Genomic DNA, 15287 nt, shown 5'->3' on the forward strand with positions numbered 1-15287 from the left:
CCTGATGGGTCGATACTTGCCCCATTCATTCAGGGAGTTTTTTTGATGAAGCTCAAAATCATCACAGTCATTCTGGGTTCGGCAGGTGCACTGGCCGCCTGCGGCCCAGCCCCGACACCTCAGCAACAGCAGGCACGACAGCATGAGATTGCGTGCCTCGGCGGCACACTAGGCGGCGCACTGATCGGCGGGGCCATTGGCAATCAATTCGGCGGTGGGTCCGGCAAGGACATCCTGACCGCAGCGGGGGCCGTCGCGGGCGGTGTCTCGGGCCAGCGTTACGCGTGCTGAGGAGAGAATGATGATAAAAACAGCTATTTTGACGACAGCGGTCATTCTGTTGGCCAGTGCAACCTTGGCGGAAACAGTGGCAGAACTGCACGAAAAGGAACTGAATGCCATTGATTCCAACAACGATGGCTTCCTGTCCAAGGACGAGTTTAACGCCTTTTCGGATTATGCCTTTCAGGCCATGGACGAAGACAAGAACGGAACGCTGGGTCTGGAAGAGGCCAAGCCGTTTCTGGACATAAAGCAGTTTCAAAACGTTGACCGCAACAACGACAGCTTTATCTCACGATCAGAGTATGACCAGCAGATGGGCGATGATTTCCTGGCTGCCGATCAGGACGGAAACGGCCAGTTGGATTGATCGCACGACCGGGCTGAATGATAGGAGTGTGGTATGAAAAAGTGGATGGCCTTCGGCATTTTGGGGCTTCTTGCCGCCTGTGATACGCCGCAGGCCCCCGTGGTGACCGGACCGAACGGACAGCCCCAGATCCAGATCAGTACTTCGGGCCTGACGTGCTATGATACGCGATGTTTGGACATCAATCCGGCGGCGCGCAGCGTTCGTTCGGTTGGGAATCGGACAACCGGTATTCCACGAGACATCGACGTCAGCAACGGCACGGTCACACCCGCCGATTTCCGTCGTCTGGGTGAAATAGCTTCTCTGGCCGGCGGCATGGGATCCAGAGGAGACCGTTAAACGAGGCTGTCCATTTTTCGCGCCAATTTGGCGTCCAGCGACGATAACCCACCGACATCATGTGTGGACAGGACCACTTCGACCGTGCGGTACACGTTTGACCATTCAGGGTGGTGGTTCCACTTCTCGGCAAAGATCGCCACTTGGGTCATCCAGCCAAAGGCGTGGACAAAATCCTCGAAAATGAAGGTCTTGGTGATAGCATCCCGGTCGGTGACCATGGTCCAGCCGTTGTCGAACAGCGGATCAAGAAGAGGGCCGCGAGTTTCGGTCGACAATAGTTCCGTCATTGCTGTTCCTCCGGATTCGATTTTCTGAACGGACCATAATCCGTCAGAATCTCGATCTCTTCTCCCACTGCGGGGGCCTCGGCGTCCAGATATTTCTTGATCGCATCGGCAAAGCCCGGGTCGTTGACCCAATGCAAGCTATGCGTGCGCGTGGGCAAGTAACCGCGCGCCAGCTTATGTTCACCCTGCGCGCCTGCTTCGACCCGCGCCAGACCTTCCGCAATGGCAAAGTCGATCGCCCTATAATAGCACAGTTCGAAATGCAGGCAGGCGTGATGTTCAGTGCAGCCCCAATACCGCCCAAAAAGCGTTTCGCGGCCGATGAAATTCAAAGCCCCGGCGATGGGGTATCCGTCCCGTTCAGCCAGCACCAAGGCCATGTCGTCCGCCATAGTTTCATGTGCGATATCAAAGAATTGGCGGGTCAGATAAGGCACGCCCCATTTACGGGACCCAGTGTCCTGATAAAACTGCCAGAAGGCATCCCAGTGTTCGGGGCGCAGGTCATCCCCGGTCAGAGTGCGGATTTCGCCGCCAAAATCGATGGCCTGCGCGCGTTCTTTGCGAATGTTCTTGCGCTTGCGCGACGATAATGCCGCAAGAAATCCGTCGAAATCTTGGTATTCGTCATTCAGCCAGTGAAACTGCTGCGACTGACGCAGCATAAGCCCCATCTGTTCGCCCGCCAGCGCCTCGGCATCGGTGCAGAACGTCGCGTGGACTGAAGACACCTGATTGTCTGCAGCCAATTGCACCGCCCCCTGCACCAGCGCAGACATGCCAACCGATTCATAGCCGGGGCGCACCAGAAAACGCCGACCTGTTGCGGGTGTGAACGGCACGGCGATCTGCAGCTTGGGATAATAACGACCCCCGGCACCTTCATAGGCATGCGCCCAGTTGTGGTCGAAGATGTATTCGCCCTGACTGTGGGATTTGGCATACATCGGCGCCGCCGCGATCAGCATCCCTTCCAGATAGGCCGTCAGGTATTGCGGTTGCCAGCCCGTTCCGCGCCCGACCGAGCCGCTGTGTTCAAGCGCAAGCAGAAACCGGTGGGTGGTGAACGGATCAAGCGGACGGCCGCCATCGGCAACCTCGGGACAGGCGCAGCTGTCCCATTCCGCCGCAGATATCTGCGACAGCGAGCCCAGCACCCGAACCTCGATCTGTGCCTGATCCATTTGCCCTCCGCCTCTGATCTTTATCTGTGACGTCGCAGGGCTGGTTCAACCCGGTTGTACAGCTAGATACCCTTCGAAGGTCACATTGTCCGCAACTTCGCGGGCCTCTGCCTCTTGTTCAGGCGACCGCACAGTCCAGCACAGGATCGGTACACCGCGTGCCTTCAGTTCGGCCACGCGGGGGCGGTCAAGATCTTCGACCTCATGGCTGATAAAACTGGCCCCGACACGGTCGAAATCCGGAATGTCGCGCAGGTGGTCACAAACGCTCTGAGGTAAAAGTTCGACCTTGGGCTGGTACGATCCCGTCACGATGCCACGCGGCAGATGCGGTGCCAGCCGCGCCAGTTCAGCGACCGAGTTGGGGTTGAACGACATCAACGCCACCGGCCCATCGTAACCTGACAATGCACGCACCGCGTCTTGTTCCAACGGGCCCACGGATGTGCCCATCGCGCCGTCCTGATCCTTGAATTCGATCAGCAGCGGTACTTTGCCTGACACGATTTGCAGCACCTCATCCAGCGTCGGGATACCATCGTCCGCGTGCAACAGCGTGGTGCCTGATGCCTGAACCGACGTGATCAGTTGGATCGGGCCGGGCTGTCCGGTCAGGCGGGTCATGTCATAGTCATGAAACACCATGGCGCGGTTGTCCGAGGTCCGTTGCAGATCAATCTCGATCCCATAACCGGCGTCGACCGCAGCCCGGATGGCCGCCCGGCTGTTTTCCGGGCGGTTGTCCTGTTTGTCGTGCAGCGCGCGATGCGCCAGCGGGACTTGAAGGAATACGTCAGGTAGCGCGGGCGTCATTGAACTTCGAAGATACCTTCGATCTCAACCGCGACACCCAAAGGCAGTGCCGCCGCACTGACGGCCGAACGCGAATGGCGACCTGCATCGCCCAGCGCTTCGACCAAAAAGTCCGACGCGCCGTTGATCACCTGCGGCTGCGCAGTAAAATCTGCCGTCGAGTTCACAAACCCGGTCAGCTTGATGACGCGCACCAACTTTTCGATATCGCCACCGCAGGCCGCCTTGACCTGCGCCAGAAGGTTGATCGCACAAACCTTGGCCGCAGCAGCGCCTGCTTCGACTTCCATGTCGTCGCCCAGCTTGCCAGTGATCAGATCATCCGCCTTCGAGATCTGCCCCGAGACATAGACGATATTGCCCACGCGCACGAAGGGCACGTAGTTGGCCGCCGGCGCAGGCGCGTCCGGTAGGTTGACACCCAGGCTTTCCAGTTTCGCCGCGATGCTCATGAGGTCTCCTCCCAAATTTGAGTCGGGGCGAAGCTAACCGGGAAGGCAAGGATCGAAAAGTGCGAAAACGGTGATGTGACCTGCACCGGTTGTGGGCGTAACTTTTCTTATTCTGAACTGTTGAACCTGTGTCACTTTACGTTGACCTGTTCGGCAGGTTAAACGCTATCTGTTTCATATTGGTGGCGAAACGCCTATGTGACTTTGGGTAGGCCGGGCACAACGGCCAAAGAGAGTATTGATTAAGTGTTCGGGCACGGACTGTCCGAACGTTTTGGAGTGGCAAAGACCGTGTTGAGCAGAATCAACCTAAAACCCCTGATCGTTGTGTCCGTATTGGCAGTTCTCAGCGCCTGCACCACACGCCCTCCGGAGGGTGTTCAGCAGGGTGAAGCATTTGATCCGTACGAACGCAACAACCGGGGTATCCACAAATTCAACCTTGGCGTTGACCGGTTTCTGTTTCGTCCGGCCTCGAAAGGGTACGTAAAGATCGTGCCCGACCCGATGGTGACCAGCTTCAACCATTTTGCCGAAAACCTGACGATGCCGGGCCAAGCCGTGGACTACTTGCTGCAAGGCAACCTCAAGCAGTCGGGCAACGCATTGTTGCAGTTTGTGATCAACACGACCGTTGGTGGTCTGGGGTTGTCAGCCCCTGCCGACGAACTGAACCTTCCGCCTGTGGATACCGATTTCGGTGAAACGCTGCACGTCTGGGGTTTTGGCGAGGGCGCTTATGTCGAGCTGCCGCTCTATGGCCCGTCAACGCAGCGGGACTCGATTGGCGTTATCGTCAACCTGTTCTCGAACCCGATCAACTTCTCTCCGGTCCGTCCGGTCGACAATATCGGTGTCTATGCCGAGGTCGTGCGCCGGATGGGCGATCGGGGGCGTTTTTCGGACACGGTCGACTCGATCCTGTATGAAAGCGCCGACAGTTATGCGCAGGCGCGGACCATTTACCTACAAAATCGCCGCTTCGAACTGGCGAGAGACGACGAAGAAACCTATCTGGGTCTTTACGACGACCCTTATGCAGACAATGGGACCGACCCTGTCAGAGATCCCTATCTAGACCCATACGAGGACCCCTATGAGGACCCCTATGCCGAGTAACCATATGAACCGACGCGGTTTTGTCGCCACTGGCCTTGCCGGTCTGGCACTGACCGCCCTGCCTTTTTCCGCCTTTGCCCAGACTGAAGCCAGCGCCAAGGCTCTGGTCGTCAGTGTCGTGGATGACATCAACCGCATTATCGCCTCGGGCAAATCCGAAAAGGCGATGATCCGCGATTTCGAAAAGGTCTTTGTGCAATATGCCGATGTGCCGATCATGGCACGTTATGTGCTGGGGGCGGACGCCCGTTCGGCCAGCCCGTCGCAATTGAAGCAGTTCACCAAAGCGTTTCAGGGCTATATCTCGAACAAGTATGGCCGACGTTTCCGCGAATTCATTGGTGGGCAAGTCACCGTCCGGAAAGCCCGGAAAATCAAGGCCGGTTACGAGGTACGCACCTCGGTTAAGCTGCAGGGCTCGTCCCCGTTCGAGGTGACATTCCTGGTTTCGGACAAATCAGGCCGCGACAAGTTCTTCAACATGTTCATCGAAGGGGTGAATATGCTGCTGACCGAACGAACCGAGGTTGGCGCTATGCTGGACGCCCGTGGCGGCGACCTGAACCGTTTGATCAAGGACATGGGCTAAACCAAGGTCAGCCAACCCGGTTAAGTATAAGAAAAACGCCGCGCGATAGGGTTCGCGCGGCGTTTTTTAGTTCAATTCAGGCGCTCGCCGGTTTCTTTGGCGAAGTAAGATACTTTGCTCATATCGAAGGCCAGGTTCAGCATCTTGCCCGCCTGAGCACTGGTTTCCGCGTGCAGCCTTGCGGTCACCTGCTTGCCGCCCAGTTCTGAGACGACGTAGGTATCGGCCCCTGCGGGTTCGACCATATCGACCATGCACGCCGCTTCCTGCACGCCATCACCGGCACGGAAACCGGCCTCGGCAATATCCTCGGGGCGCAAACCCAGGATCACATCCTCGGGCAACGCCAGATCGCGCGCATCGTTCAGAACCAGCGTTTCGCCGGCGTCGCGCGAGATGACGATTTGTGTACCCGATCCGTTTTTTGTGACCTGCGCAGGGATCAGATTCATTGCCGGCGAGCCCATGAAATCGGCGACAAACAGATTGGCCGGATTGTTGTAGATCTCGGCCGGGCTGCCGATCTGCTGTACGATACCGCCCTTCAGGACCACGATTTTGGTGGCCAGCGTCATCGCCTCAATCTGATCGTGGGTCACGTAGACGATAGAAGCGTCCAAGGTTTGGTGCAGCTTCTTGATCTCGGTCCGCATCTCAACCCGAAGCTTGGCATCGAGGTTCGACAGCGGCTCATCAAACAGGAACAGCTTGGGGTCACGCACCAGCGCTCGGCCCATCGCCACACGCTGACGCTGACCACCGGATAGCTGGCTGGGACGACGGTTCAGCAGCGGCTCGATCTGCAACAGTGAGGCCACATCGTTCAGCTTGGCCTCCTGCGTTGCCTGATCGACCCCGCGCACCTTCATGCCGAAGGTGATGTTCTTGGCCACACTCATCGTCGGATACAAAGCGTAGGATTGGAACACCATCGCGATGTCGCGGTCCTTGGGGCTGACATGGGTCATGTCTTTGCCGCCAATCGCCAGTGTCCCGTCGGTGATTTCCTCCAACCCCGCAATACAGTTCAGCAAGGTGGATTTACCGCAGCCCGAGGGGCCGACCAGCACCAGGAAATCACCCGGTTCGATCGAGATGTTGATGTCCTTCAGAATCTCGGTTGCACCGTAATTCTTGTAGAGTTTGTTGATATCAAGGATGGGAGCCATGGGTTATCCCTTCACAGAGCCAGCGGTCAGGCCGCGGATGAAATACTTACCGGCAACGACATAGACGAGCAGCGTCGGCAGCCCCGCGATGATCGCGGCGGCCATGTCGACGTTGTACTCTTTGACGCCGGTGGTGGAGTTTACGATGTTGTTGAGCGCCACAGTCACGGGCTGCGTGCCCGCCTGGCTGAACGACACACCGAACAGGAAGTCGTTCCAGATCTGCGTGAACTGCCAGATTACGGTCACAACGATGATGGGCAGTGACAGCGGCAGGAAGATCGACCAGAAAATCCGCAGAAAGCCTGCCCCATCGACCCGGGCGGCTTTGGTCAGCTCGGCCGGAATGGTGACATAGTAGTTGCGGAAGAACAGCGTAGTGAAGCCAAGGCCATAGATCACGTGGACAAAGATCAGGCCCGGAATGGTTCCGGCGATCCCCATCATGCCCAGCAGACGCGCCATTGGCAGCAGGACAACCTGGAACGGGATAAAGCAACCGAACAGCATCAGAGAGAAGATGATGTTCGCCCCTTTGAACCGCCACTGCGCCACGACATAACCGTTCAGCGCACCTATCAGGGTGGACAAAAACACTGCAGGCACCGCGATCAGGACCGAGTTCCAGAAGTAAGGCCGCAGACCTTCGCACTGGATACCGGTACAAGCGCCGGACCATGCGGTTTTCCAGGCGTCGAAGCTGACTTCGCGCGGCAGAGAGATCAGGGACCCGGTGCGGATTTCCTCAAGGCTTTTCAGCGATGTCGTCAACATCACGAACAGCGGCATCAGGTAGTACAGCGCGAACAGGCCCAGCAGGACGTAAAGCAGCCAACGCAGGGCAACCTTGCCGGTGGCGCTCTGCGAGCGGGTTTGGGTTTGGGGCATCGACAGATCAGTCATTTTTCGCCCTCAGCTCTGAATAAAGATATGGAACCACGATGGCAAAGACGACCAGCATCATGATCATTGCGGAAGACGCCGCCTGACCAATATCACCGCGCGAAAACGCCATGGCATACATATATGTGGCTGGCAGATCAGTCGCGTATCCCGGACCACCACCTGTCAGCGCGATGACAAGGTCAAAGCTTTTGATCGCAAGGTGGGCCAGCACGATGAAGGCAGACAGGAAGATCGGTGCCATCGACGGTATGATGATCGCCGTATAGATGCGCCATGTGGGGATACCATCGACTTGTGCGGCCTTGATGATTTCACCATCCACCGAACGAAGCCCGGCCAAAAACAGCGCCATGACAAAGCCCGAGCTCTGCCAGATCGCGGCAATCACGATCGTGTAGATGGCGTAATCGGGGTTCACCAGCCAATCGAATTCGAAATTCGGAAAGCCCCAGCCCTGCACCATGGATTCAATGCCCAGACCTGGGTTCAGGATCCACTTCCATGCGGTGCCGGTCACGATCATCGACAGTGCCATCGGGTACAGGTAGATGGTGCGAATGACCCCTTCGACGCGGATCTTCTGATCCAGCAGGATGGCCAGCAACAGCCCCAGCACCATCGCGATCACGATGAACAGCGCGCCAAAGATATACAGGTTGTTGATTGCCGTATCCCAGCGGGGGGAATCGAACAGGCGTTCATACTGAATGAAGCCATGGATCTCGTATTTCGGCAGTAGTTTCGATCGGGTCAGCGACACCCATGCGGTCCATCCGATAAATCCGTAGACAAAAATCAATACGGCGATGAACGACGGTGCCAGCACCACCTTGGGCAGGTGGTTTTCCAGCCATTCGGACATTTTTTCCTCCGGGGAAAAGTGCTCTGCCCCTCAGCATAGGGGCAGAGCGTTTTGGATCAGTAGCTGTTGGCCACCGCGTCCGCCAGTTGCTGAACCGCGTCAGCCGAGGACATATCCGAGTTGAAGTGCGCGGTCACAACGTCGGTGATCGCACCGGACTGCGACCCGCGCAGCGCCATGCCATGGGCGTAAGACGGCAGCAGGGAACCACCTGCCGAGGTCGTACCCATGTCTTCTGCCGACAGGTTGGCGCAGATGTCGAAGTCTTCCAGTCCAACATCGGTCCGTGCAGGGATCGAGCCTTTGTTCAGGTTGAACACTTTCTGGAAGTTCGGCGCGACGATCAGCTTGGCCAGCAGGTCCTGACCGGCTTTCTTGTCGTCTCCTTCCACGTCAAACATGGCGAAGCTGTCTACGTTATAAAGATATCCGTCGCCGGGGGTCGAGGCGCACAGGAAGTCTTCGCCAGGCTTCTTGCCAGCTGCCAGGAATTCACCCTTGGCCCAGTCACCCATGATCTGGAACGCCGCTTCGCCGTTCATGACCATTGCAGTCGCCAGGTTCCAGTCGCGGCCCGAGAAGTTCTCGTCCACATAACCACGCAGTGTGCGCATCTGGTCAAAGACCTGCACCATCGTATCCGAGGTCAGCGCTTCGGGATCCAGATCAACCAGTGCTTTCTGGAAGAACTCGGGTCCGCCGATGCCCAGGACCACCGTTTCAAACACGGTCGCGTCCTGCCACGCCTGACCACCATGGGCCAGCGGGATTACACCAGCGGCCTGCAGCTTGTCAGCGGCAGCGTTGAATTCGTCCCAGGTGGTCGGCATTTCGATGCCATTTGCCGCCAGAACGTCGGCGTTGGCCCAGATCCAGTCCACGCGGTGCACGTTCACCGGTGCGGCGCACCACGTGCCCTCGCACTGCATATGACCCGCGATGGACGCAGGCAGCACCTCGGCCCAGCCTTCGGCTTCGGCGACAGACGAGATATCGGCCAGAACGCCTTCTTCGTACCATTCCTGAATAGCAGGGCCTTTCAGCTGAACGGCAGTCGGTGCGTTACCGGCCAGAACACGGGCCCGCAGCGCGGTCATGGCTGCATCACCGCCACCACCCGCAACGGGCATGTCAGTCCAGGTACCGCCGTTCGAGGCGAACTCTTCCTGCAGAACGGCAACCGATTTGGCCTCACCACCCGAGGTCCACCAGTGCAGAACTTCTGCCTGCGGCTCGGCCACAACGGACGATCCGGCCACAACGGCCAAAGTCGAAACGGTGGCAAATGCAAAACGCTTCATTTTTTGTCTCCTCCCTGAGAACTCAGTGACTGCCAAAGCAGCGATGGCGCTATTACTGTGGTCAGATTGCCGTCTGGCAAAGCAGAATTCACGCTAAAGCACAGAAACAGCCCAAATTTTCACCACTTCTGTTACAGCGTGTTACGTTGGCATTGAATCTGTTTCCATTCGTTACAATGGACGACGACAGAGGGAAAAGATCGGGAGGAAAGACAGAGTGAGCATTCCGCGGCTTCTGGTGGTGGATGACGACCCTGAGATGCGGTCGATGATGACGCAGCTATTGCAGCAAAACAGCTTCATCGCCCTACCCGCCAGTTCCGAGCGGGAAATCCGGGCGCACCTATCCAATGGCCGGATCGATCTGATTTTGTTGGACGTCATGCTGGGGGACGAGAACGGGATTGATATCTGCGCCCGGTTGCGGCGCGAACAGGACGTCCCGATCATTCTGGTCTCTGCCCTGTCCGCCGACCATCAGCGCATGGCAGGGTACGAAGTTGGGGCAGACGACTACATTGCCAAACCCTTCAACCCCCAATTGATGCTGGCCCGTGTCAGGGCAGTAATGCAGCGCGCTCGGCGGTCGTCTTCGCTGGCGTATCGCCGCAGAACCCGCACCTTCCGTTTTGATGGCTGGGTCTTTGACGGAAAGCGTGATGATTTGCATTCGCCAGAAGGCTATTTGGTCGCGTTGTCACAGCGGGAAACCGCCCTGCTCAAGGTCTTGCTGGCCAATCCACATATTCCGCTGACGCGCGATGAAATCGTCACGGCACTGGATGTCACGGGGGACAGCGACAAGTCCGAAGCGCAAGGCCGCGCCATCGACATGTTGGTCGGTCGCCTGCGATCCAAGATCGAGACCAACCCGAAAGATCCGCAAATGCTGCGCACGGAACGCGGGGTCGGGTATATCTTTGCCGCCGACATTTCGGTCGAAGAATGACACTGCGCCTGCGCAATCTGGGGTGGCTTTGGACCCTTTCGGCCTTTGCCGCCGGTTTGCTGTCTGCAGGGTTATGGTTCGCTTCGGCGCGCGCCTGGAACGAATACCTGCTGCAATCTTTTGTGGCGGGGTTCGCCGTCTACGAAGAGTTGCGAACAGGCATGGCCCCCTCCGAGGGGTTGTCGATAACGCCCTTGCCGCCCCAGGATACGGCCCTTGCCGAAAATGGTGAATTTCAGCGGTTGCCCGGGTTTTCAAACCGCCGTTTCGTCACCAACCTTTCGATCCTGACCGACAGTTCCTCGCCGCTCAGCGGGCGTGAATTAAGCGTAGCGATCCTGTCCGACCGGTTGGTTTATCCGGTTTCGGACATTGTGTCAGGCAGTGATCAAACCGGGCCTGAAAAGATGGGAAACCTGACCCGGTTGCTGGCGACATATTGCAGTGAGCCGATCCTGATTGCGAAATTTGGACGCGAGGCCTGGCATCAGGTCGACGGGACCCCGATCTGGGGCTGTCAGGCGGCCCCAATGGATTTACGTCTGCCCGCAATTCTTATGGGGATCGTCGCAATGGCGGTCATCTTATCCGCAGTCAGTAACGTCTCAGATACCTTCACCCGGTTTGCCCGCGCGTTGCGCGAACGGCAGCGTCTTGGTGGGCCGGAAAGCTATGAGGCGGATGGCCCGGATGAACTGCGCGATATCGTCTCGGCAGTGAACGCCCATCTTGAGGCCGAGCGCGCGCAGCTTGAAAAGCGGGCGACGGTCTTGTCCGGTGTCAGCCACGATCTGGGTACCCCTGCGACCCGCGTTCGCCTGCGTGCCGCTCTGATCCCCGACGATGAACTACGCGAAAAGCTCGAGGCGGACGTGGATCAGATGACGGGCATGATCGAAAGTGTCCTGACCTATACGCGATCCGAACTGGATGTTGAGGAACCGCGCCAGATTTCTCTGACCTCTTTGGTCGAGGCTCTGGTCGCCGATTATCAGGATATGGACCTGCCCGTGACACTAAAAAAGACCGACCCCGTCGCGGTCGATGGGGTTACATCGGTGTTCATGTCCCGGCGCGGACATGGGCAGCTGACCGAAACACGCCGCGTTCTGGTCATGGCACGGCCCATATCGCTTAGGCGTGCGCTGACCAATTTGATCGACAACGCGTTGAAATATGGTCGACACGCCGAAGTGCAGTTGGCGACCGATGCGACCACCGCGACGATCACGGTCGAAGATAAGGGCACCGATCTGTCGGTGGAGGACATCGAAAACCTGATGGCTCCATTTCGTCGTGGGTCCAACACCGGATCGTCCGACGGCTATGGTTTGGGCCTGACAATTGCCGCCACCGTGGCCGAACAGCATGGCGGAGAAATGCGCTTTGAGGCCGGCGACTGCGGCCTGCGCGCCTGTCTGCAAATCGCCCGGCAATAAAAACCTAGGTCGCATAACTGCGCACAAGCGCGCTGGCGATCAGGGACCACCCGTCGGCGATGACAAAAAACGCCAGTTTAAACGGCAAGGACACTGTGGCTGGCGGCACCATCATCATCCCCATCGACATCAGCACCGCCGCAACCACAAGGTCGATGATCAGAAATGGCAGAAAGACCAAAAACCCGATCTGAAAAGCGCGCGCAATTTCGGACAGCATGAAGGATGGCATCAGGATGGACAGCGGCGCGTCGGGCGACAGCGTTGTGGCATCACCACCGGGGCGCAGGGCGGCCATGGCGTGAAACGTATCGGGGTCCAATCGCGCAGCCATGAAACCGCGAAACGGCTGTAATGCACGCTCTAATGCAGGCTCGACCTCCATCGTTTCATCGACCAACGGCCGAATTCCTGTTGTCCAGGCTTCGGAAAAGACCGGCTCCATGATGAAATAAGTCAGAAACAGCGCCAGACTGACAATCAGCATATTGGGAGGAGATTGCTGCAACCCGATACCCTGGCGCAGGATCGCCAAAACAGTGATCAGAAACGGAAAACAGGTGATCATGATCGCCAATCCCGGAGCCAGGCTGAGCACGGTGATCAACAGGATCAACTGAATCGTTCGCGCAGATATCGAACCGCCCTCGCCCAGCGAGACAGACAACTCCTGCGCCGTGGTCAAAGACGGGGTCAAAACCGCAAACGCGACCGCCAGAATTAGAAATCGGCGCATCAGCCGATCCCGTTTTGCAGATCCGCGATTTCAGTCAGTCGCACGGCCAGCTGACCGGCCTGCTCGCCCTCCATCTCCTCTAGCAGACCACGTGCGACAAGCTGGTCGCCGACATAAAGGTCAACCGGATCCTCGATGCGTTTGTCCAGCATCAGCACGGCGTTTTCTCCCATGTTCAGCAAATCGCGGATCAAAGGGCGCGCCCGGCCAACCGATACGGTGACTTCAATCGGAACGGCCTCAAACGGGTTGGGCTTCTCGGATTTCGGGGTTTGCGGATCACTCATTGGTCACTGCCTCTTTTGCCTGAAAAACATACGCCTGAAAGGCTTGATCGATTGCAGCAAGCAAACCGCTGCAATCCACCTCGCGCTGGGAAACCCCGACCTTGAGCCGCGCTTGCCCCGCTTCAAGCGACGGGTCTTCAATCACCTGTACAGGTGATGACAGCTCAGCGGGGATCAGGTCTTCCACCTCGTTCACACGACCTGAGGGTACGAAGATTTGCATGGGCTGTCCGATCTGCCCGCGCGCCATATCGGTGAGCTGCTCGACAAGCCGAACGGCAAACCCTCGGTCCAGCATTTCCGGCAAAACCAGCTGTGTCAGGCTCTGAAACATCGGTACCAGCGACAGGGCCATCCGGTTAACCGCTTCATGGTAGGTAAAAGACATATCTTCGAGCGATTTGGCCAATTCGGCCGAAACCTGCCCCCGGCTCTGCTCTTGCGCCTGGACCGCGTCTTCCCAGCCGGCGCTATAGCCTTGCTCGAACGAGGCCAGCCTTTGTTCCTCTAACGCGTCCTCATCCAGTACGTGCAGCTGTCCACCGCCGGCCTGTAAAGTGAAATCCTCAAGAAGATGGGCAATCGACATCACACACGCTCCTCACCTTCTTCCAGCCAACTGCGCAGGATTTCGACCGTTTCTTCCTGTTTGTCGCCGATCATTGCCCTGAGCCGATCCACCGGGTCCGCCCCGGCATCGGTCGCAAGCGCCGGAACGTTCCCTGTGGGCGCCTGCCCTGGCAAGGTGGTGAATTGCCCGCCCTCTTCCGTCGCAATTTCGCCGGTCAGGTATGCGTCAGGTTCCTGAGCCGAACCTGCGGACAACAGCGCCGGAACGGTCGCCGGCTGCGTCAAAATGGGGCGGATGACAAACATACCAAGCACCAACGAAACCAGCGCCAGCACTGCCATTTGAATTAGCGACATCGCGTCAATATGAAATTTCTGCCACAGCGAGGCGGTTGCCAAACTGCCCTGCGGCTCCACCACCGGAAGATCCAGCGATTTCAGCGTAATAACGTCGCCCCGCTCGGCATCGTAGCCCACTGCCGAGGCCACAAGCTCTTGCAGTGCATCCATCTCGGCCTGCGGCATCGGCGTGAATGTTTCACTGCCGTTTGCGTCCACGGATCGCGTTCCGTTTACCAGAACAGCCACCGTCAGTCGCTTGATCGCGCCGGGACCGTTGTGAACCTCAAGCTCGGTTTCGGAAACCTCGTAGTTGACCCGTTCTCGGGTCTGGGTTGCGTTCGAATTGGATTCGTCCCCGCCCGCGCCATCGCCATCGGGCAGGTTTGACGCAACCGTCACATCCCCGGATTGGTTGCGAGCACTGTCCGAACGCTCTTCGACATCGGTGCTGATGGCCACACGGCCATTGGGATCAAAACGCCGTTCGCGGATTGATTCTGTCTTGGTCACCGTATCGACACTCACCTCGACGACAGCATTTCCAGCTCCGACCCGGGCTTCGACCAGACGCAGAACCCGCTCGCGCAGCTGGCGCGATTTATCGTCAGCGGTATCTGCGGACACCGGGTTGTCCTGTGCCCCGATCACTGCGCCATTCGAATCGATGACGGTGACGTTCTCGGGCGCCAGTCCGCTGACTGCGGACGACACCAGGAACCGGATCGCCTTTGCCTGATCCGACGTGATGTCCGTGCCCGATGCGACCAGATAGACCGATGCGGTTGGTGCAACACTGCGCTGAAACGGATTGGCTGATCCATTGGCAATATGCACGCGCGCCTGACTGATATGGGGGCTGCCTACAATGGTTCGGGCCAATTCACCTTCCTTGGCGCGCCAATATGCGGCGTCAAACATCTGCGATGTTGTGCCAAACCCGCTGAGCGAATCCAGCAGCTCGTAGCCCCGGTTTCCCGTTGCAGGCAGGCCTTCGCTGGCCAGCGTCAGGCGCAATTCATCCCGTTGTGATCCCGGCACATAAATTGAGCCACCGCGAATCTCATACTGCACCCCGCGCTGATCCAATGAACGGACGATATCCCCCGCAGCGCCGCTTTCTAATCCGGCGTAAAGCAGGGTCATCGACGGCGTTGTCACTAGGCGCGACATCGCAAGGACCCCCAAAAACACCAGCACGACTGCACCCGCGACAATGAATTGTTTACGCCTGTCCAAACTTGCCCAGACAGTTCCGATCTGCTGCACGATCACCTCCGACTCGCCG

At 58.1% G+C, this 15287-nt stretch carries 19 protein-coding genes; 7 read left to right on the forward strand and 12 right to left on the reverse strand.

Annotated elements, in window-relative coordinates:
• Window positions 1-45 precede the first annotated feature (45 nt).
• From AC2FJF_RS16765 to AC2FJF_RS16775, 3 genes are read left to right on the forward strand one after another with little or no spacing between them, the layout of a single operon-like run.
• The gene (locus AC2FJF_RS16765) at window positions 46-291 is read left to right on the forward strand and encodes a glycine zipper 2TM domain-containing protein (RefSeq protein WP_496726400.1); all 246 of its coding nucleotides are present in this window, start codon (window positions 46-48) and stop codon (window positions 289-291) included.
• A 10-nt stretch (window positions 292-301) separates the two neighbouring features.
• Window positions 302-652 (forward strand): EF-hand domain-containing protein, encoded by a 351-nt coding sequence (locus AC2FJF_RS16770; protein WP_496726401.1) that lies wholly within the window; start codon window positions 302-304, stop codon window positions 650-652.
• A 33-nt stretch (window positions 653-685) separates the two neighbouring features.
• Window positions 686-994 carry a hypothetical protein gene (locus AC2FJF_RS16775; RefSeq protein ID WP_496726402.1) on the forward strand — a complete coding sequence of 103 codons (309 nt, stop codon included), beginning with the start codon at window positions 686-688 and terminating at the stop codon, window positions 992-994.
• On the opposite strand, the gene AC2FJF_RS16780 is transcribed toward AC2FJF_RS16775, so the two are convergent.
• Genes AC2FJF_RS16780 through AC2FJF_RS16795 form a run of 4 tightly spaced genes read right to left on the reverse strand, consistent with a single transcriptional unit; the run spans window position 991 to window position 3733 of the window.
• Entirely contained in the window at window positions 991-1284 is a 294-nt protein-coding gene (locus tag AC2FJF_RS16780) for a 4a-hydroxytetrahydrobiopterin dehydratase (RefSeq protein WP_170411625.1), read from the reverse strand. The two genes, AC2FJF_RS16775 and AC2FJF_RS16780, sit on opposite strands and share 4 nt — an antisense overlap.
• Window positions 1281-2468, reverse strand: coding sequence for a GNAT family N-acetyltransferase (locus AC2FJF_RS16785; protein ID WP_496726403.1), 1188 nt, complete (start codon window positions 2466-2468; stop codon window positions 1281-1283). The genes AC2FJF_RS16780 and AC2FJF_RS16785 overlap by 4 nt, the downstream gene beginning before the upstream one ends.
• 45 nt (window positions 2469-2513) lie before the next feature.
• Window positions 2514-3281, reverse strand: coding sequence for a glycerophosphodiester phosphodiesterase family protein (locus AC2FJF_RS16790; protein ID WP_496726404.1), 768 nt, complete (start codon window positions 3279-3281; stop codon window positions 2514-2516).
• A complete protein-coding gene (locus tag AC2FJF_RS16795; protein WP_496721130.1) occupies window positions 3278-3733 on the reverse strand; it encodes a RidA family protein in 456 nt (151 codons plus the stop codon). Before AC2FJF_RS16795 ends, AC2FJF_RS16790 begins: the two co-directional genes overlap by 4 nt.
• Window positions 3734-4024: 291 nt before the next feature.
• Here AC2FJF_RS16795 and AC2FJF_RS16800 point away from each other — a divergent pair, with 291 nt between their 5' ends.
• Window positions 4025-4852 carry an MlaA family lipoprotein gene (locus AC2FJF_RS16800; RefSeq protein WP_282119606.1) on the forward strand — a complete coding sequence of 276 codons (828 nt, stop codon included), beginning with the start codon at window positions 4025-4027 and terminating at the stop codon, window positions 4850-4852.
• On the forward strand, window positions 4842-5441 hold the full coding sequence (locus AC2FJF_RS16805) for an MlaC/ttg2D family ABC transporter substrate-binding protein (RefSeq protein WP_496726405.1): 600 nt from the start codon (window positions 4842-4844) through the stop codon (window positions 5439-5441). Before AC2FJF_RS16800 ends, AC2FJF_RS16805 begins: the two co-directional genes overlap by 11 nt.
• 71 nt (window positions 5442-5512) lie before the next feature.
• Here AC2FJF_RS16805 and AC2FJF_RS16810 read toward each other — a convergent pair whose 3' ends face one another.
• From AC2FJF_RS16810 to AC2FJF_RS16825, 4 genes are read right to left on the reverse strand one after another with little or no spacing between them, the layout of a single operon-like run.
• Window positions 5513-6610: an ABC transporter ATP-binding protein gene (locus AC2FJF_RS16810; RefSeq protein ID WP_058275012.1), complete on the reverse strand. Its 1098-nt coding sequence runs from the start codon at window positions 6608-6610 to the stop codon at window positions 5513-5515.
• Window positions 6611-6613: 3 nt separating this feature from the next.
• Window positions 6614-7513 (reverse strand): carbohydrate ABC transporter permease, encoded by a 900-nt coding sequence (locus AC2FJF_RS16815; protein WP_496726406.1) that lies wholly within the window; start codon window positions 7511-7513, stop codon window positions 6614-6616.
• Window positions 7506-8378 (reverse strand): carbohydrate ABC transporter permease, encoded by an 873-nt coding sequence (locus tag AC2FJF_RS16820; RefSeq protein ID WP_058275014.1) that lies wholly within the window; start codon window positions 8376-8378, stop codon window positions 7506-7508. Before AC2FJF_RS16820 ends, AC2FJF_RS16815 begins: the two co-directional genes overlap by 8 nt.
• A gap of 56 nt (window positions 8379-8434) precedes the next feature.
• Window positions 8435-9679 carry an ABC transporter substrate-binding protein gene (locus AC2FJF_RS16825; protein WP_496726407.1) on the reverse strand — a complete coding sequence of 415 codons (1245 nt, stop codon included), beginning with the start codon at window positions 9677-9679 and terminating at the stop codon, window positions 8435-8437.
• A gap of 217 nt (window positions 9680-9896) precedes the next feature.
• Here AC2FJF_RS16825 and AC2FJF_RS16830 point away from each other — a divergent pair, with 217 nt between their 5' ends.
• On the forward strand, window positions 9897-10628 hold the full coding sequence (locus AC2FJF_RS16830; protein WP_058275016.1) for a response regulator transcription factor: 732 nt from the start codon (window positions 9897-9899) through the stop codon (window positions 10626-10628).
• The gene (locus tag AC2FJF_RS16835) at window positions 10625-12067 is read left to right on the forward strand and encodes a sensor histidine kinase (RefSeq protein ID WP_496726408.1); all 1443 of its coding nucleotides are present in this window, start codon (window positions 10625-10627) and stop codon (window positions 12065-12067) included. Before AC2FJF_RS16830 ends, AC2FJF_RS16835 begins: the two co-directional genes overlap by 4 nt.
• Window positions 12068-12071: 4 nt before the next feature.
• Here the strand turns inward: AC2FJF_RS16835 and fliP are convergent, their stop codons facing one another.
• Genes fliP through fliF form a run of 4 tightly spaced genes read right to left on the reverse strand, consistent with a single transcriptional unit; the run spans window position 12072 to window position 15268 of the window.
• Window positions 12072-12803 (reverse strand): flagellar type III secretion system pore protein FliP, encoded by a 732-nt coding sequence (gene fliP, locus AC2FJF_RS16840; RefSeq protein ID WP_496726409.1) that lies wholly within the window; start codon window positions 12801-12803, stop codon window positions 12072-12074.
• Window positions 12803-13090: a FliM/FliN family flagellar motor switch protein gene (locus tag AC2FJF_RS16845; protein WP_282119613.1), complete on the reverse strand. Its 288-nt coding sequence runs from the start codon at window positions 13088-13090 to the stop codon at window positions 12803-12805. The genes fliP and AC2FJF_RS16845 overlap by 1 nt, the downstream gene beginning before the upstream one ends.
• Window positions 13083-13679: a FliH/SctL family protein gene (locus tag AC2FJF_RS16850; RefSeq protein WP_496726410.1), complete on the reverse strand. Its 597-nt coding sequence runs from the start codon at window positions 13677-13679 to the stop codon at window positions 13083-13085. Before AC2FJF_RS16850 ends, AC2FJF_RS16845 begins: the two co-directional genes overlap by 8 nt.
• A complete protein-coding gene (fliF, locus tag AC2FJF_RS16855) occupies window positions 13679-15268 on the reverse strand; it encodes a flagellar basal-body MS-ring/collar protein FliF (protein WP_496726411.1) in 1590 nt (529 codons plus the stop codon). The genes AC2FJF_RS16850 and fliF overlap by 1 nt, the downstream gene beginning before the upstream one ends.
• Between the last annotated feature and the right edge of the window lie 19 nt (window positions 15269-15287).

Source organism: Ruegeria sp. CDSB013 (assembly GCF_059611165.1).